The sequence below is a fragment of the Paenirhodobacter hankyongi genome (assembly GCF_003664585.1).
In the GTDB taxonomy this organism is placed as follows: domain Bacteria; phylum Pseudomonadota; class Alphaproteobacteria; order Rhodobacterales; family Rhodobacteraceae; genus Rhodobacter; species Rhodobacter hankyongi.
Map to the genome: position 1 here is coordinate 1 of NZ_RCHI01000029.1, position 16,235 is coordinate 16,235.

The 16,235-nt window shown below is 67.3% G+C and carries 17 protein-coding genes and 1 pseudogene; 3 read left to right on the forward strand and 15 right to left on the reverse strand.

From position 1 onward, the window contains the following. The 15 genes and pseudogenes from DYS74_RS17855 to DYS74_RS17920 all read right to left on the reverse strand — a co-directional run. Positions 1–189: pseudogene (locus tag DYS74_RS17855) on the reverse strand (hypothetical protein); the annotation flags it as partial. Next, positions 186–512 carry a head-tail joining protein gene (locus DYS74_RS17860; RefSeq protein WP_121534982.1) on the reverse strand — a complete coding sequence of 109 codons (327 nt, stop codon included), beginning with the start codon at positions 510–512 and terminating at the stop codon, positions 186–188. The gene DYS74_RS17860 and the pseudogene DYS74_RS17855, both read right to left, overlap by 4 nt. A 4-nt stretch (positions 513–516) precedes the next feature. Then, a complete protein-coding gene (locus DYS74_RS17865) occupies positions 517–843 on the reverse strand; it encodes a DUF2190 family protein (protein ID WP_121534983.1) in 327 nt (108 codons plus the stop codon). Positions 844–925: 82 nt separating this feature from the next. Then, positions 926–3,016 (reverse strand): ClpP-like prohead protease/major capsid protein fusion protein, encoded by a 2,091-nt coding sequence (locus DYS74_RS17870; protein WP_121534984.1) that lies wholly within the window; start codon positions 3,014–3,016, stop codon positions 926–928. Continuing rightward, complete coding sequence (locus DYS74_RS17875) at positions 3,013–4,497, reverse strand: phage portal protein (protein ID WP_183077585.1); 1,485 nt, start codon at positions 4,495–4,497, stop codon at positions 3,013–3,015. Before DYS74_RS17875 ends, DYS74_RS17870 begins: the two co-directional genes overlap by 4 nt. A 5-nt stretch (positions 4,498–4,502) precedes the next feature. Then, on the reverse strand, positions 4,503–4,706 hold the full coding sequence (locus DYS74_RS18745; protein ID WP_183077586.1) for a phage head-tail joining protein: 204 nt from the start codon (positions 4,704–4,706) through the stop codon (positions 4,503–4,505). Continuing rightward, a complete protein-coding gene (locus tag DYS74_RS17880; RefSeq protein WP_121534986.1) occupies positions 4,703–6,784 on the reverse strand; it encodes a phage terminase large subunit family protein in 2,082 nt (693 codons plus the stop codon). Before DYS74_RS17880 ends, DYS74_RS18745 begins: the two co-directional genes overlap by 4 nt. Next, the gene (locus tag DYS74_RS17885) at positions 6,784–7,392 is read right to left on the reverse strand and encodes a hypothetical protein (RefSeq protein WP_245965331.1); all 609 of its coding nucleotides are present in this window, start codon (positions 7,390–7,392) and stop codon (positions 6,784–6,786) included. Before DYS74_RS17885 ends, DYS74_RS17880 begins: the two co-directional genes overlap by 1 nt. A gap of 167 nt (positions 7,393–7,559) precedes the next feature. Beyond that, a complete protein-coding gene (locus tag DYS74_RS17890; protein WP_245965332.1) occupies positions 7,560–8,276 on the reverse strand; it encodes a hypothetical protein in 717 nt (238 codons plus the stop codon). 108 nt (positions 8,277–8,384) lie between these two features. Then, a complete protein-coding gene (locus DYS74_RS17895) occupies positions 8,385–9,188 on the reverse strand; it encodes a hypothetical protein (RefSeq protein WP_147435536.1) in 804 nt (267 codons plus the stop codon). Continuing rightward, positions 9,185–9,769 (reverse strand): hypothetical protein, encoded by a 585-nt coding sequence (locus DYS74_RS17900; protein ID WP_121534989.1) that lies wholly within the window; start codon positions 9,767–9,769, stop codon positions 9,185–9,187. The genes DYS74_RS17895 and DYS74_RS17900 overlap by 4 nt, the downstream gene beginning before the upstream one ends. A gap of 261 nt (positions 9,770–10,030) precedes the next feature. Then, complete coding sequence (locus DYS74_RS17905) at positions 10,031–10,669, reverse strand: hypothetical protein (RefSeq protein WP_121534990.1); 639 nt, start codon at positions 10,667–10,669, stop codon at positions 10,031–10,033. Between the two features lie 13 nt (positions 10,670–10,682). Continuing rightward, positions 10,683–11,282 (reverse strand): hypothetical protein, encoded by a 600-nt coding sequence (locus tag DYS74_RS17910; protein ID WP_121534991.1) that lies wholly within the window; start codon positions 11,280–11,282, stop codon positions 10,683–10,685. Positions 11,283–11,459: 177 nt separating this feature from the next. Continuing rightward, positions 11,460–11,900 (reverse strand): hypothetical protein, encoded by a 441-nt coding sequence (locus tag DYS74_RS17915; protein ID WP_121534992.1) that lies wholly within the window; start codon positions 11,898–11,900, stop codon positions 11,460–11,462. Positions 11,901–12,059: 159 nt separating this feature from the next. After that, positions 12,060–12,263, reverse strand: a complete 204-nt coding sequence (locus DYS74_RS17920; protein ID WP_121534993.1) for a hypothetical protein — start codon at positions 12,261–12,263, stop codon at positions 12,060–12,062. Between DYS74_RS17920 and DYS74_RS17925 the strand changes: the two genes are divergently transcribed. The 3 genes from DYS74_RS17925 (at position 12,250) to DYS74_RS17935 (ending at position 15,742) form a co-directional block, all read left to right on the forward strand. Further along, complete coding sequence (locus DYS74_RS17925) at positions 12,250–12,987, forward strand: LexA family transcriptional regulator (RefSeq protein WP_245965333.1); 738 nt, start codon at positions 12,250–12,252, stop codon at positions 12,985–12,987. The genes DYS74_RS17920 and DYS74_RS17925 overlap by 14 nt on opposite strands. A gap of 77 nt (positions 12,988–13,064) precedes the next feature. Then, complete coding sequence (locus DYS74_RS17930) at positions 13,065–13,505, forward strand: glycine zipper domain-containing protein (protein ID WP_121534995.1); 441 nt, start codon at positions 13,065–13,067, stop codon at positions 13,503–13,505. Positions 13,506–14,512: 1,007 nt separating this feature from the next. Beyond that, positions 14,513–15,742, forward strand: a complete 1,230-nt coding sequence (locus tag DYS74_RS17935; RefSeq protein WP_121534996.1) for a phospholipase D family protein — start codon at positions 14,513–14,515, stop codon at positions 15,740–15,742. The last annotated feature ends 493 nt before the right edge of the window (positions 15,743–16,235 follow it).

The following is a 16,235-nucleotide window of genomic DNA, read 5'->3' on the forward strand; positions in this document are numbered from 1 at the left end:
CAGCGTGCGCTGCGCCTGCTTGAGCGTCAGCGGCGCCACCCGCTCCTGCGGCGTCACCACGCCGATCACCGGCAAGAGCTCGGCATTGATGCCCCCCGCCCAGGCCGAGAGCAGCGTGAAGCCCGACATCCGCGGATCGGCCGCAAGCGCCGCCCGCGCGATCGCCCGGAAGCTCCCCCGCGCACTCACGGGAAGATCCGTTCAAGTTCGCAGATCAGGGTCGCGTCCGAGGCCGGGGAGCCGTTCGGGCGGTCGGTGATCACCGTGTAGGTCTTGCCGTTGCCCGGCTCGATCCGGTCGCCGCGGGCGATCTCGGGCACGAGGTCGCGCCGCACCCACCAGGTCGGGGCGATGATCAGCACCATGCGCCCGTCGTCATCCTCGATCTCGACCGGCGCCTCGCGGAACTTCGAGGGCACGACACGGGCCGGCTTGCCCGCGGCGAGATAGGTGACGCCGGCGCCGAAGGCCATCGTGCAGATCCGCCCCATGCCGTCGAACACGCTGACCATCGGCTTACGTCAGCACCACACGCCCGACCGTTTCGGCCGCGCTGCCGCCGACCGCGAGCACCGCCTTGCCGATCGCGGTGTTGCCGGTGTCGGTCGTGGTGCAGAGCCTGGCCGCCGCATCCCAGTAGATCTGGGCGCCGAGGGCCCAGGCCTGCGAGCCGGCCTTCGCCAGGTCATAGGTCCCGCCCAGTTCGAGCACGACCGGGGTGCCCGAGAGCGCCGCCGTCTGGGCGACACCGAAGAGCGCACCGACGAGAACGCCCTCGCCCGAGGCCACATCGTAAGGCGCCGGGACGGTGACGTTGCCGCCGTCGTTGACGAGATTTTTCATGGAGGTTCCTTCTGTGTTCAGGGGGCTGGAACGACGAAGGGCGGCCGAGGCCGCCCTTTCGTCAGGTCATCGCCGGCGCCGGTCAGACGCCGGGGTTCTTGTACATCGTGCGGAAGTCGAGCGGCGCGACGCCCGCATCGATGCGCACCTTCATCTCGACACCGTCGGCGGTCCACATCTGCTGCTGTTCCAGATAGGGCGCCTGCACGCCGTCGAGATAGGCGACCTCGATCGTGTCGAAGCCGTTCGGATCGGCGGCGAGATACCAGGCGCTGGCCGAGGTCGCATCGAGGCGACCGTCGACCACCAGCTCGGCCATGCCCGCGACCGGGTTCATCGCATGCCCCTTGCCCGCCTGCGGATCGACCGCCGAGGTCAGCAGCTGGCGCGTGATCGTCTCCTGCGCGGCCGGCACGATCATGTAGCGCGGCGCGATGTTGAGCGCCGGCCCGTCCGCGGTCTCGCGCTGCGTGCGCAGCGCCGTGCGCGCATCCGACATGCTGGCGACCGAGGGCGCCGAGCCCGCCGCGGCGAGGTTGCGGTGGGTCGCGTGGAACAGCGCGATGCCGTCCGACATCGCCGGGTTGTCGGTCAGGATCGCGAAGACCAGATCGCCGACGGTGCGCCGGGCGGCCCGCCCCATCTTGCGCGGCAGCGAGCCGAGGATCGCCAGATCGTCGTTGATGATCGCCGTGCGCGAGATCCGGATCATCTTGCCGTAGGTCGCCAGCACGATCGGCTCGCCGCGATCGCCGATGGTGCCGAAGCTGTAGTTCGCCCCTTCCGCGACCTTCTCGAGCGAGGTGAAGTTGCCCAGCCCGACGCGCTTCGTCGCCTTGAAGTCGGTGAGCGTGCCGGCGCGGGTGAAGAGCGGATAGGTCTCCTCGGCCTCGTCCCAGCCGGCGAGCGCCGCCTTGCCCTGGATGTTCTGCAAGATGTTGCCGAAGTCCGAGGTGCCGTGCGTGCCGGCCATGGTGAAGGCATGGCCCACCAGCTCGAGCTTCGAGGCGAAGGTCGCACGCTGCCCCGACATGGCGATCGACTCGCGCGCGAGCTCGCTCAGCGTCATGCTGGAGAACTCGTTGCGCTCGCCGCCCGTCAGGCCGACCTTGGCCATCAGCGACCGCTCGACGCCCTGCACGAACTTGTCGCGGGCATCGGCGACGATCGTCGCCGGGCGGTGGCCCGAGTGGAGAGTGCCGCTCATCTGCAGATCCTTTTCCTTGCGCGTCGCCAGAACCTCGGCCAGCGCATCCTGTGCACTGAGGCCGCGGGTGATCATGTCGAGCGCGGCGTCCGAGCCGAGCCCCGACATCTCGACCAGATCGCGAATGCGCTGGCAGCGCGCGCGGTCATCGCCCGAGGCGGTGATCGTCGCGGCCGGGTCGGCCGGCTGATTGCCCGGCGCCTGATTGCCCGGCGCCGGCGCGCCGGCGCCCGCGGTGGTGCCCGCGGTGGTCCCGGCGGGGTCATCCGCCGGCGTGGTGGTCACGGTGGTGCCCGCCATCTCGATCTCCTTCGTGGGTTTGCGGGACATGCCCGACATCATGGCCATCATGGCCGTCCGCCCGGGCGCTTCGCCCAGGCTCTTCGACGCCTCGCGCAACGCGTCCGGCGCGTGGGCGTAGATCCGGTAATCGAAGCGCGCGACCGGCTCGGCCGGGGCGCTGTCGTCGACGGCCGTCGCGAAGCCGAGCGCCAGCGCGGTCGGCCCATCCATCACCGTCTCGTCGCGCATGATCCGGCGCGCCTCCTCGGCGCCGATCCCGGTGCGCGTCGCATAGACCGCCGCATAGGCATCCGCGATCACCCGCAGCTGCTGCGCAACGCGCAGATGGTCGGCCTCGGTGCCCCGGCCCTCGGCGCAGGGGCTCGCCGGGTCGTGCACCAGCATGTAGCTGCCAAGCCGCATCGTGATCGTGTCGCCCGCCATCGCGATCAGGCTGGCCGAGGACATCGCCACGGCGTCGATCACCACATGCACCTCGCCGGGATAGTCGACGAGCATCGTGTAGATCGCCTGCCCCTCGGCGGCGATGCCGCCCCCCGAGTTGATCCGCACCGTCACCGGGCCGCTCATCGCGGCAAGCTGCTCGCGCACCTGCGCGGCGGTGAAGAACTCCTCGTCCCACCAGGCGTTGCCGCAACTGCCGTAAAGACGGATCTCGTTCATCCCTGCTCCTTTGCTGATTGCTCTGTGCCATCCGCCGGATAGGCGCGAAGGGGCACCTGCGCCCCGGCATCGCTGTCGAAGACCAGACCGGCCGTCCGATCCGCCTTGCGCTCCGCAATGATCTCCTCGAGCACGCGCTCGGGGTCGTAGCCGAGGCGGCGGATCATCTCGGACCGGCTCGCGAAGCCCGCCCGCACCTCGTCCGCCATGGCGAGGATCTCGCGCGTCGGATCGACGATCACCCGCGGCGGCGGCACCCACTCGAGGCCCACGGCCGCCGCGCGCGCCCCGGACGTCAGCCGCCAGGCGTCGACGATCCAGCGCCCGACCGGCTGCATCATCTGCGGCACCATCATCAGCCATTGCCAGGACGACACGTTGCGGTCCATCTCCATCCGCCCCATCCGGGCCGAGGAGAAGTTGACGTTCGAGAAGTCGTTGGTCAGCGCCTCGTAGGTGATGCCGACATCGGCGCTCACCGCCCGCATCACCCAGCGATAGAACTCGTCGACCCCGCCCACCTGCGGCGGCGTCCCGAAGCGGATATCCTCGCCCGGCTGCAGGTTCTGGATGCGCCCGGGGATGATCTTGCCGAGCGAGGCCGGGTCGGTCGCATCCGCCGCCTCGAACTCGGCATCCGGGGCGACGCGGAACGCGGCAAAGCAGGCGGCGATCTTCTGTCGCACGAGATGCGCGTCCTGGCCGTCGGCGAAGTCCTGCAGCCGCAGGGCGACCGGGGCGAACCAGCTCACCCCGCGCATCTGCCCGGGGCGGTCCTGGCGATAGATGTGCAGCACCAGATCGGCCGGGATGCGCCGGCTCTCGAAGCGCAGCCGGCGCAGGTTTGCGCCCGGATGCTCGGTGAAGAGATGATAGGCCACGCGCCGGCCGATCGGGTCGAACTCGATCCCGCCCAGAACGGTATTGCCATTCGCAAGCGCGCCGTCCCGGCTGCCGTCCAGATAGTCGGGCTCGAGGATCTGCAGCTGGAACGGCAGCGGCAGCCCGTCGCCGAGGTCGCGCGGCCGGTAGCGGATCAGCACCTCGCCCGCCTCGACCACGGTGTTCATCGCCAGCCGCTGCAGCCCGTAGAGGTTCTGCCGCCCGTCGGCGTCGATGGCCGTGGTGTCGCAATGCGCCTCGACCGCGCGCAGCAGGCTCTCGCGCGCCGCCTTCGAGCGCCCCGTCACCTTCGGGATGATGCCGTCGCCCACCACGTTGTTCGCGATGACCGTCTGCACCCGCGTGGCGAAGGCGGTGTTGCGCACCATGTCGCGGGCGACGAAGGCGAGGCGCTGGCGCGCCGCGCCCGCCTCGCTGTCCGCATCGGTCGCGGCCGGCCGCCACGAACTGGCCCGCCCGCCGGGCGTCGCCGCCTCGTAGCGCATCAGCACGTCGAGCGCCGCGCGCGCCTGCACCCGGCGCAGCGCGGTGCGGGGCGCGATCTGCCGAAGCGCCCGGTCGAGGATGTTCATGCCCATGTCGCTCACGTGCCCCTGTCGAACACCGGCTGGAAATGCGTCGGCCGGCGCGTGCCCGTCCCGGCCACCGCCGCCTCGGCCCGGGCGATCACCTGGTTGAGTTCGGCGAGGCTGCGATAGCGCACCCGCTCGTTGCCCTGGCTCACCTCGAGCGCCCCCGTGGCCCGGGCCGCGCGCAGCGCGTCGAGCTGTTCCTGCGTGAAGCTCATAGCCAATCCTCCCGGTCGGGCACCCAGCCCGGATCTGCATCTGCGGTTGTCGGTTTCTGTTCGGGGCGGGGCTTTCCGCCCCGCGGCAGCGCCGGCGCCGGCGCCGGATCTTGCGCCATCGCCCGCGCGCTGAGCGGGCGGGGCAGGTCCGCGACGACGGGCACCGCCGCCGCGAAGAGATCGCCCTGCGCCTCCTCGGGGCCGCCGCCGCGTTCGGCGTCGAGCTGATCCCAGGCGGCATCGGACATGTAGGTCCAGTGCTTGAAGCGCGCCCCGGCTTCCGCCATCAGCATCGTGTCGAGCGCCTCGTTGCGCCGCCCGGCTTCCGAGATGACCCAGCGGCTCGTCATCACGCCCGAGCTCGCCCGCTTCAGCACCCGAACCTCGGCCGTGACCTGCCGATAGTATTCGTCGCCGAGCCCCGCCGCGAAGGCGCAATAGCCGCGCTCCGCCGGGTCGGTCTTGTCGAGCCAGGCATAGAAGTCGCCCTTCAGCTGGCTGACCCCGACGATGAAGCCCTGACGCTTCTTGCGCCGCGCCATCCGGTCGGTGCGCTTGTCGAATTCCATCCGCTTCAGCGGCTGCGCCAGCGCGCTGGTCGCGCCCTTCGTCACGATCACCCGCGTGTAGGGATGGCCGAGCGCCCAGTCCCAGACGTCCTCGGTATAGGCGCCGCCGTCGATCGCCAGCACATCGAGCGCGACCCGCCGGCCGGCCTCGGTCCGCCAGGCAGACTTCAGCAGCTGGTTCAGCGCGAGGCGCGCCTCCTCCGTGCTGATGTGATGCGGGATCACCTGATAGTCGATCACCCACCGGCGATAGTTCCGCCCGAAGGCCACGATCTGCGCCTCGATCCGGTCGCCCTGGCAGTCGACGCCGCAGGCAAGGATCACCCCTTGCGCCGGCACGGTGCCGCGCTGGATCGGCGGCACCGCCCCCTCGGCCGGCGCCTCGACGCGATCGCGCAGCTTCTCCCAGTCCGGCCCCTTGCTCGCCTGCTCGTAAGGCAGGCCGAGCACGTCGTTCCAGAACGTCTGCTCGGTCTGGGCGTCGACCTGTTCGGCGAGCTTCGCCTTGCCGTCCGGCGTCAGCGCGACGCTGGTCCAGCCCATGACCCGGGCATATTCGACGGCGATCGAGGCCCAGTCCCGCTGCGGCACATAGGCGCGCCACAGGTGGAACCCCGGGTGATCGCCCTTCGGGTTGTGCGCGACCCATTGCCCCGCCGCGACCATCGCCACCTTGTGGCCGTGCCCGATCACCCCGCCGCAGGCCTCGCAGCTGAAATGCGCCGCATGCAGCCTCTCGGGGTCGAGGTTGCGGCGGAAGTTCTCCCAGGTCAGCGGCGCCATGTTGCCGCAATGCGGACAGGGCACATGGTAGTGCTCCTGCGTCGAGCGCAGGAAGGCGCGGGTGATCCGGCAAGTGCCGACGATCTGCGGCGTCGAGATCCGCACGATCTTCGCATCCTCGAAGCCTGCGGCGCGGCTCGCCGCCAGCTCTTCCGGGTCGCCCTTCGGCGTCATCTCGAACTTCGCCACGTCATCCATCAGCACGAGGCGCCGCGTCGTGCCGGCGAGATCGTCGGGCGAGCCGGCCGAGGTGACCTTCAGCGTGCCGGTGCGCGCGATGGTCTCCTGATTGTGCAGCGTGTCGGTCTGCTCGCCCCGGCCATCCCCGAAGATCGCCCGCAGCGACGGCGCCGAGCGGCGCATCGGCATCCACTTCGTGCGCACCCATTCCGTCGCCGCCGAGGTGGTCGGATGCACCACCAGGCTGTCGAGCGGCCCATACTCGTGCCAGGCGGCCACCGCCGGGTTCAGCACCGAGACCGTCTTGCCCCATTGCGCCGAGCCGCGCACCGTCACCTCGCGACAGGGATGCTCGGGCGACAGCACCTCGTGGATGCGGCGCAGGAACGGAAAGCGATCGATCCGGAACGGCCCGGGAAACGGCGAGCGCTCGTCGAATTCGATGTTGTCCTCGCACCAGCGCGTGATGTCGGGTGGCGGCGGCGGCACCATCGCGACGGCGAGGCCGCGCTCGACCGCGGCCGCGGCCGAAGACAGAAACCCCATCAGACCGTCGCCTCCCGTTCCGCATCCGTCATCTGCGCCGCCTCCGCCAGGCCGCGGATCTGCCCGGCCCGCGCGGTCCGGTAGCTGCGCCATTCCGCCAGCAGGATCTGCCGCACCTCGCGGTAATCGACCCCGAGGCCATCGGCGACGGCGCGGGCCGCATCCTTCAGCACCGCCTCGAACAGGCCGATCTCGCGCGCGAGCGCCTGCCCGCTGATGCGCTCGACCTCATCGGCCAGCACCCACCTGCCCTCGTCGCGCTCGTTGTCGCGGCGCTTGCGGCGGGCGTCTTCCTCGGCGTTGAGGATCCGCGCGAGCTCGTAGCGGTCCGGGTCCCGCGGCTCGAGCAGGCTGTCGGTCCGCGGCGTCGTGCGCGGCGTCGGGGCATCGAGGTCCCGCAACGCCGCGCGCGTGCCAGCCCCGTTGCCCAACATCTGCCCCGGGTCGAGGCGCTGATGCAGCGCCTGCTGCACCAGATCGAGGTCGAACCGCCGCGCCCGTCCCTCGCCGGTGAAGCACCCGGCCAGAGTGCCCTGGGCGACGTATTGCGAAATGCGCGCCTTCGACACGCCAAGGCGCTGCGCGAGCGTCGTGGCATTCACCTGCACGCCGCAATCTCCCATGGTTGGCTGGTAAAGCCCGCCGGGTCTTGTTAAGTCCCGGCAGGTTAAGGCTTGCCCGGTCGTTAAGCGGGCCGAAACGAACGGGGCGCGAATTACCCGTGCGACGAGGGTGCCCGGGAAGGACCCGGGCGGCGGCGGCCGGGCCCTTCGGCCTAGCGAAGCCGCTTGTAGAACATCTGGCTCAGCGTCCTCGACAGATGGCCTTGCAACCGTGCCTCGAAGACCGCCATCGCCTCCTCGTGGAAGTCGAGCCGCGGCGCGTATCTCGGCACCTTGTCCGTGAGGATCGCGACGATGCCGATATTGCCCGAGGCATCCTTGCGGTAGATCCCCGGATAAAGCCCCGACTGCGGCACGAAGTAGGTCGACCGCTTGCGCTTGCGCCCGCGCAGGGTCGAGCGCGCGGTGGCGTTCGCGGCATAGTCGCGCTGGATCTTCAGCGCCGACATCACCTGATTGCGCTCGCCCACCGACCAGTTGCCATAGGCATCGAGCCGTGCCTCGTCGGCCGGGATCACCGCCGAGATCAGCCCGTCATAGGCCAGCGCCCGCTGCATCTGACCCTCGAACCCGGTCGGCCGGCGCGTCCCGCCCGCTTCCTCGACCTTCAGATAGTCGCGCGAGGCCCGCGTCGGGCGTTCCATCACGGCGGCCGTCAGATCATCCACCCGCGCCTTCTTCACGTAGAAGGCGTTCTCGGTGAACGTCGTCGGCCGGTCGAACACCACCGTCATCCGGTCGCGGATGTGGTCTTTGACTTCGTCTGCCGTATCGTTCAGCGCCCAGGTCGCGGCGATGCGGAGATCCCGCTCGGCCATCACCTTCAGCGCAGCGACGAAGCCCGAGACGTCCAGAGCAATCTCGGCCATCTCCACCTCGCGAAACAGGAACGCCCGGTCGGGTGGGTCCCGCCGGGCGCTCGTGTAGATCATAGGAAGAGATATGCCGCCGACGGACTTAAGCGTCAATCCCCTTTCTCAGGGATAGCCCTGCATGCGGTCCAGAGCCGCCATGAGGGCGTTCCGCAGGCGCTCCCGATGCTCCCCCTTTGCCGTCCAACCATGCGCCACCAGCACCGCGCTCGGGTCCATGTCCTCGAGGCAAACCGCATCCACCAACCGCCGGTCGAGGATGATCGAGGCCCCTGCCCCGCGTGCGCTCGGCCGCACCCGGCGCACCACCATTGCCGCCCCGTCGCCGATCCGCCGGCGCAAGAGCGCGATCTTGCGCGCTTCTTCGAGCCGCAGGTCGGTCACGTCGACGCCCCGGCCCGAGCCGCCCGTCCGGCCCTCGAGGCTCGAGAGCTTGATCGCCCCGGCCTCATGCCGCTCGACGAGCGTGCGATAGAGCCGGGCGATGGCGATCTGCCCGGGCGTGAAGGGCGCGGGCTTCTTCGCCGCCTGCGCCCGCGCGTCCATCCGGTCGAAGACATCGGCCGCCCGCACCGCCTTGCGCGGCTGCGCCTCGCCCGGGCCCTGATAGCCCGCATCCTCGATCGTGTTGCGCGTGCCCGGCCGGATCTGACGCACGGTGAACACCCGGCACGCCCCGCGCGCCGGCGCCACCGGGATCTCGGGGCCGCAGACCTCGGGCGCCGTCGCCGCCCGCAGCAGCGCCGCGCGCCGCCCCGCTTCGCCCATCGTGAGCCAGCGCGTCACCGAGATCTCGGCCGGGCGCACCGCCAGGAGCTCGCCCGCCGCCAGCCGCTGCGCCGCGCTCAGCCGCGCCCAATCCTGCGCCGACACGCCCGCCGGCCGCACCGCCTCCGCCATCGCGCTCATGCCGCACCCCCGGCCTGCACCAGCTCGGCGATCGCCTCGCAGCGCACCACCGCCGCGCCCCGCCGCTCCAGGAACTGCCGATCGGCCTCGGACACGAACCGCCCCGCGACCTGCGCCTCGCGCACCATCCGCATGCGCCGGTCAGCCTCGCGCCCCCGCTCGCGCACCTGCTCGACCGCGAAGCCACCCGGCCACAGCCGCGTCTCGCGCAGGTGCCGCAGCAGTTCGGGCGCCCAGCCCTCGGCCAGCGCCCGCCGCCCGAGATCGGCCGCGAACACCGCCCGGATCAGCGGCGAGCCGTCTTCCCGCGGCGGCTGGATCTGCCCGGCCCAGTTGAGGATCTGGTTCGCGATCGGCAGCCGGTCGCGGTCCTTGCCCGCCGGGTTCGCCGCCACCTGCTCGGCCAGCGCCTCGAGGTTCAGCCCCGTCATGTAGGCGAGCCGCGCGCAGAGGTCGCGGCACATCTCTTCGTATTGCGCCCGCGTCAGGCTGCTCGGCCGCGCCAGCCCCCGCCGCTCGAGCGGCTCGATCAGCAATTCCCGCACCCGACGCTCGCCGGTTGCCTGTTCTGCACTGTCCATTCCACCTGGTCCCTTCTCATCGCATTGTCGAAGTTATCCACAGGCGCCGTCGGTCGTTCTCGGGGATTGGCTCCCCTTCTTTTCTCTTCTTTTCTCTTCTTTTCTCTTCTCAGCATGGAAAGAACCGGCCCCGAAAAAAGGCGCCGACCGCGCCATGACCTTCCGAAACCTTCCGGTTTCCCTCCAAATTCCTTCCGGGTTCCTTCCAGTTCCTTCCGCAATCCTTCCGAATTCCTTCCGGCGGAAGAAAACCGGAAGGATCTACATCCCCCGCAGCGCCCCGCGATCGAGCGCGTCGAGCGCTTCCATCGCCTGCTTCACCACCTTCGGGCGGCGCTGCGTCGGCGGCGGGAAATGCTCCAGAAGATACTGATCGAGGCGCACCAGATAATCCTGGTCCTCGGCCATCCGGCTCGACGCACCGGCGCGCCGGATCTGATCCGGCAGGGCTTCCATGCGCTTGCGCTCGCGGTCCGCTTCCTTCTTCTCGAGGTAGTCCGCCCGCGACTTCGTGGCATCCGTCGCCATCCCCACCATGAGCGGGTGAAAGAGCCGCATGACGCCCGCATCGGTGACACAACGTTGCCAGCCATCGAGCGGACTGATCTTGCGCGCGCACAGCCCCCGCCAGTCGTCGAGGGGCACGTCGACCAGGCGCGCGAGCAGCTCTTCATTCGCCGGCAAGGTGCCCGCCGGGTCCTCGTCATAGGCGACACAGAACAGGTCGAGCGCCACCGCCCGCACCTCGCGCGAGGCGAGGTTGCGGAACTCCGACTTCATCCAGTCGCGGTGCCGGAACTTCATGAAGAAGTTCTGTTCCAGCACCATCCCCGTCGGGATCGGGTAGAGCGGCAGGCCGCTTTCGCCCCCCACCACCGTCAGGTTCGGCAAGGCCGCCATGACATCGCCCTCCCTACCGCGCCCGCGGGCCGACCGCGGCACACACCCGGTCGAGCCGGGCGCTCAGCGCGGCGATCTCGGCCCGGATCGCCTCGATCTCCTCGTTGCCGCCCGCGGGACCGAAGTTCGCCTCCCGGATCTCGGCCACCCATCCCGGCATGCAGCCGCCGCCGATCGCCTCGGCAATCGTCTTGTCGGTCTCGGCCCCCGTGTAGCGCCCCGCCTTGTGGTCATAGGACAGCATCAGCATGCCCGTGATCTCGTGGCGCTGCGCCAGCGTCGGCGTTCGCGGTGCCTGCCGGCTCGGCTCGATCGTCTTCTTCATCCCGTCACCTTCTCCTTTCGCTGCCGTCGAGGGGCTGCACGTCGCGGCGCCCCGGCGGAATATCGACGCACGGCGGGCCGCTTCGCAGGCCGGGCACAGCAGCCGGGCCTTCACCTGGCCCCAGCCTCGGCCGACCATCTTCCGCACCGCCTGCCCCTCTTTCGGAACCCAGACATGGCCGCGGCCATGCTCGTAATCGCAGGTCACAACCTCCTCGCGCGCGCAGCCATCGCAGATGCAGCGCACCCGCGGCACGCCCGGAACCCCGTTGATCGCCTCAATCGCCACAGCCGACCTCCTGTTCGAACCTCAAAGGGGCGCGGCGGGACCGGCCCGCCGCGCCAGTTGGCCGGCCTGCCGTGCGGCGCCCGTGGACAGGGTCGCAGGCCGGCGGGAAATCCGGGGTGCCGCTCATTGCAGGCCACCGCCTGCCCGGCCACACGTCAGCCGAGAGACCGAACGCGCTCATGCTTCCTCTCCGTCAACGGCGGCGGCGAGGCGGTCGATCGCACCGCGGGCCTCGTGCACTTCCTTGCGCGCCCGCGCCCGGTCGCCCCGCCCCGAGGCGAGATCGGCAACCGCACCGACCGCCTCGCCCACCTCGCGCGCCGTCTCGGACACGCACCGCATCAGGTCGATCGCCTCGGTGGTTTCGGGCAGGCTGCGCGCCAGCCAGCGCCGCACGACCGGATCACCGACCGCATCCTCGAGCGCCATGATCTCCACCAGCGGCCAATCCAGATGCCCCGCCAGCCGCTTCGAGAACGTGCCCTTGCGCGTCGAGAACCCCGAGCCGTCCAGCGGGATGCCGAGGCGCGCGTCGACGAAGCGCGCCGCGTTCTCGACCCCGCCCGCGCGCGACACCAGCGCGTGCATGAACTGGTTGACCATCACCCGGTCAGACATGGGCCACCTCCGCAGAAGGCTGATGCACCCGACGGCGGCGCTCGCAGCTCTTGCTCACCGGAGAAACCGGGATTCCGTGACGCGCGCCCGCAGCCATGCGAAAGCTCTGGCATGGGAAGGCGCGCGCACGGATCGAACCGCGGAAGGCAACCGGCACCATCACGCAGCCTCCTCGCGGAGCGGCGGATGGGCGGCCATGTAGCGGCGCACGCGGTCGACACTCGACAGCGTCGGGCTCGACCGGCCCGCGCGCCATGCGTCCCAGGTGCCCCATTTCGCGTTGATCGCAGAGCGCAGCACCGCCTGAGGCGAGCGCCCGGTGGCTTCAGCGTAAGCAGAGAGGTCGAGGATGAGCTGTTCCATGGCAAATGGTATAGGGTATAAAAACCCCTATTGCCAAGGGTCTTATTACGCCATTCGCGAAGCCGGATATGTGGGTATATTTCCCCTCATGGAAACCACCTTCAAACTGGCACTGGACCACGCCCTCGCGGAAACCGGTAAGTCGCTTCGCAGCATCGCGATTGCTGCGGGGGTTTCCTACGAGCAGTTGAAGAACCTGAAGCAGGGGAAATCCCAGACGACGAATGTCGATGACGCGAGGAAGGTGGCCGCCGCCTTCGGCGTTTCCCTGGATGACTTCTATGCAGGGCAGCTGCATTCATCGACCGCGATGATCGCCGTCGCCGGCCGTGTCGGTGCCGGAGCAGAAGTCGAATTGGTTGATGCCTTCGGCAAAGGAAACGGCTTGTTTCACGTTGCCTGCCCGCCGCAGCTCAATCCGCACGGCATCGTCGCAGTCGAGGTCGAGGGTGACAGCATGTCCCCCGCCTATCCGCCCGGAACGATCCTGTTCTACAGCCGGGATGCTCTCGGCGTACCGACCGAGGCCATCGGCCGGGTTTGTGTTTGCGAAGATGTCGGCGGCAGGGCTTGGGTGAAGCACATCAAGCCGGGGCTCGAGGAAGGAACCTTTTCCCTTATTTCCCTGAACCCACACCACGATCCGCAGCACGGCATTCGGCTGCAATGGGCGGCCCCCGTAAAGTTCAGCCTGCCGCCCGAGTTCGTCAAACGTATAGAATAATTCGCATTTTCAGCTTGCGAATCCGCTCACGATCCTGTGATGATCCTTCCTGAAGACGATAATCATTTGGAAAGATCATGTTCAGAAAACCCGCGGCGCTGCTCTGTGCCGGCTCATTCCTCTTCCTTGCAGCCTGCGAGCCCGTGCAGCCGCTTTCCGAGTATCGACCCGCCGTCGATCCAGGCAAGACCAATCAGGCGCGCTACGAGAAAGATCTTCAGGCCTGCCGCGCCGTCGCATTACAGGTCGAGGCGGACTACAAAGAGCGCCAGCAAAAAGAGATGGGCAAAAACCTTGCCGCAGGCCTCATTGTCGGTGCGCTGGTGGGCGCCGCCGCCGGCACCAATACCGGGTACCGCAATGACTATATCCTGACGGGCGCCGCGGTCGGTGCTGCCGCTGGTGCCGGGTCGGGGGATTACGACCACGACCTCGTCACCTATGGCCCGCGGCGAGTTGTCGATCGCTGCATGGCTGGCCGTGGCTACACCCTGCTCACCGACTTTGGGCGTGGCTAACCACCCTCCCTGCCCGCAACACAAGCCCGCCGAAATGGCGGGCTTTCTTTTTAGCGGAGCCCTTGAAGATTCGCACCCGCCCCATAGCTCCGGTCAGGCCCGACGTCGGGAAACGCGGGACACGGCCCTAAGCCGCCGGTCAAGCATGCGTCGTCGCCGCGGCGCAGCTTCCCGGAAGCGGTCGGTCGTGGCATTGTGCCGCAATATCAGGGGCGAATGTCGCTGATGCGGACGAAGTGGTCATTGCGTCGAAGAAGAATCAGATATGATATCGACAGTGCATTGCCATGGTTGGTTACGGATTTTAGGTGGACATGAGTAAAACGCCGACCTACCTCATCGAAGCGGTCGCCATCTGGCTTATAGTTTACATTGGCGCTGGTTATTTACCTGAAGACGCTCCCAACTGGTATTGGGCCATCCTTGGCGGTCTAGGTGCGCTCGTTGCCGTAGCGCTTGGTAGTCTGTGCAAACGGCTTGGTCTGTCGCGATAGAAGCGACCGTCAGAAATGGGCTCGAAGCGGTCATGCGGCGGCGCGGCGAGCCTTTCTTGAGGCCCGCGCCGCCGAATCGACGCCCCCGGCCCTATCTGGACATCCGCTGGTGGGCTATTGCTGCAATGCAGCTTCCCTTAAGCAGTCATCTATGACGTCGTGCGGCATCGCCCGGCAAGCGAAGGTTGTCAGTGCAGACTTTTCTGCCGTTCGCCCCCATAGGCAGCGTCGGCCGTGGGACCGGTAGGCAATTGTCTGGACTGTAGTCGGGTTGCGAGTATAGCTGATGTTCATGTCCGGTTGGTTGCCGACCAATTATCGCCGTTAGCAGGCTGCGCGAGGAAGGTCCGGTCACGAGAATACTGGCCACGGTTCGCGCCTTTCCTCTAATCGCTGGTGCCTAGTTTGTAAGGCTCTTCGATGACAGGTGAATGACGGGCTGTGGCTACTGCCACGGCCCTCTTTCTTTTTTGTGCCAAGACGTTAAACCTGTCCCTGAATGAAGGGGGAACCATGGCACACACACAATCAATCCAACTTCTGCTCAACGACGAGAGCACGGATCACCGAACTGAGATTGGAGCGCTGCTCAAGAATGCGCGGCATTTGGAGTGCATGGTCGCATTCGCAAAAGTGTCCGGCTGGCAGGAAATGAAAGCGCCACTGAAAAAGGCGTTGTCCAAAGGTATGACGGCGCGACTCGCAGTCGGTCTGGATTTTTATCACACTGATCCTGCGCTACTTCACGACCTCTTCCGGTTGAGCTCGAACCACAACCTCAAATTATACCTCAGCAATTCCCAGAGTACGTTTCATCCGAAAATTTATGCATTCGAGGCCAGCGATGGATGCAAGGTCGTTGTCGGATCGGCGAACTTCACGCTAGGCGGACTGCTTCAGAATTATGAAGCGTCAGTTCTGATCGACGATGAGAGCGGCGCGATGATGAAAAAGATCACCGAGCATTTTGATGACTTGATCGAAAATGAAGAGATTGTACCAGCGACGAAGCCGCTGATTGATGGATATGCAAAGGATCATGCGATCAACGCTGCATGGGCGCGCTTTGCAAGGCGCCGCGCCGCGCGCGCTGTTGATTCCGGCGAAGCGTCACTCGATGTCTTGGCCGACTTCCTGCGAATGATGCAGGAAGGTGACGCATCATCGCCGTTCAATGCTCAGATGAAGGTCAGACGGGGCAATCTTGCGGTTGCGCCGACACAGCTTCGTTCCATCGCGGCGTGGAAGGGGAAAACAGCGCATGGCTTCCTGACCGAATATGAGCGTCTGATCGGGTCATTCCATTCGGGCGGCCTCAACCGCGCAAAGACACGTATTGCTGACAAGCGTAAGGATTTTGTCCGCGCAGTGGCATCAATCATCGATCACGCTGACCTGTCGCCGCGTGATGCGTTCGCCACTCTCCATGCAGCGTTTGCAAACATCGAAGGTGCTGGCATCAATCTCCTTACCGAGATTTTGCACACGCTGGACAATACACGTTTTGCGGTAATGAATCAGAATGCGGTCGCGGGACTGCGTCTCGCTGGCTACGATGAATTTCCGCTTCACCCATCCAAGGGAAACGTGAGCCCCGACAAGTATCAGCTTTATTGCGATCACGCAGACGCCGTGTGCAAGGCGCTCGGTCTTCGCGATTTCACCGAGCTCGATGCACTATTTAACTACGTTTATTGGCATGAGGATCGGCCCGATGACGATGGAGGCGATGACGAGGACTGATCGTCTGCCGTTCTCCTCTAGCACAATTGGACACCTCCACTAGCGGCGGCGCGGAATAAACCTCGACCTTGGTCCGCTACGAATGTCGGCTTCCACCTGTGTTGAGCGATCGTCCTGTCGCCGCAGCGAAGGTCCGGAAACCGCCCACCTCGGGCCTTGGGGCTTGTATATCCCCCCCAAGCGGTACCTTTCGCGATGTCGGAGAGATCTCCTGCGGGCGGTCACAGCAGCAATCCTGATAGCCGAGCCGGAGCACTCGACTCCAAAATGGGTATTTTAAACCCCATCATGTTGACATGGGGTCTAATATCCCCATATGCTTGCCACCATCACCCGCCGCTGACACCCACCCCGGGCCGATCGCGGGATCACCGATGGAGGATCACATGGGCAAGCTCAACCTGCACGTCTCCGACCTGCTGCTCGCGGCGCTGATCTGCGCCGGCAGCCTGGTCATCGCCCGCGCCGCGCTCGACACCGCGCTGGCGCTGCC

What these genes read in the sequence shown, in the direction of transcription:
- DYS74_RS17890 (WP_245965332.1), bottom strand. Translation starts at nt 8,276, where the DNA reads ATGGCCGAGATTGCTCTGGACGTCTCGGGCTTCGTCGCTGCGCTGAAG.
- DYS74_RS17930 (WP_121534995.1), top strand. Translation starts at nt 13,065, where the DNA reads ATGTTCAGAAAACCCGCGGCGCTGCTCTGTGCCGGCTCATTCCTCTTC.
- DYS74_RS17870 (WP_121534984.1), bottom strand. Translation starts at nt 3,016, where the DNA reads ATGAACGAGATCCGTCTTTACGGCAGTTGCGGCAACGCCTGGTGGGAC.
- DYS74_RS17895 (WP_147435536.1), bottom strand. Translation starts at nt 9,188, where the DNA reads ATGAGCGCGATGGCGGAGGCGGTGCGGCCGGCGGGCGTGTCGGCGCAG.
- DYS74_RS17905 (WP_121534990.1), bottom strand. Translation starts at nt 10,669, where the DNA reads ATGGCGGCCTTGCCGAACCTGACGGTGGTGGGGGGCGAAAGCGGCCTG.
- DYS74_RS17880 (WP_121534986.1), bottom strand. Translation starts at nt 6,784, where the DNA reads ATGGGGTTTCTGTCTTCGGCCGCGGCCGCGGTCGAGCGCGGCCTCGCC.
- DYS74_RS18745 (WP_183077586.1), bottom strand. Translation starts at nt 4,706, where the DNA reads ATGAGCTTCACGCAGGAACAGCTCGACGCGCTGCGCGCGGCCCGGGCC.
- DYS74_RS17925 (WP_245965333.1), top strand. Translation starts at nt 12,250, where the DNA reads ATGAGCTGTTCCATGGCAAATGGTATAGGGTATAAAAACCCCTATTGC.
- DYS74_RS17915 (WP_121534992.1), bottom strand. Translation starts at nt 11,900, where the DNA reads ATGTCTGACCGGGTGATGGTCAACCAGTTCATGCACGCGCTGGTGTCG.
- DYS74_RS17935 (WP_121534996.1), top strand. Translation starts at nt 14,513, where the DNA reads ATGGCACACACACAATCAATCCAACTTCTGCTCAACGACGAGAGCACG.
- DYS74_RS17920 (WP_121534993.1), bottom strand. Translation starts at nt 12,263, where the DNA reads ATGGAACAGCTCATCCTCGACCTCTCTGCTTACGCTGAAGCCACCGGG.
- DYS74_RS17900 (WP_121534989.1), bottom strand. Translation starts at nt 9,769, where the DNA reads ATGGACAGTGCAGAACAGGCAACCGGCGAGCGTCGGGTGCGGGAATTG.
- DYS74_RS17865 (WP_121534983.1), bottom strand. Translation starts at nt 843, where the DNA reads ATGAAAAATCTCGTCAACGACGGCGGCAACGTCACCGTCCCGGCGCCT.
- DYS74_RS17875 (WP_183077585.1), bottom strand. Translation starts at nt 4,497, where the DNA reads ATGGGCATGAACATCCTCGACCGGGCGCTTCGGCAGATCGCGCCCCGC.
- DYS74_RS17860 (WP_121534982.1), bottom strand. Translation starts at nt 512, where the DNA reads ATGGTCAGCGTGTTCGACGGCATGGGGCGGATCTGCACGATGGCCTTC.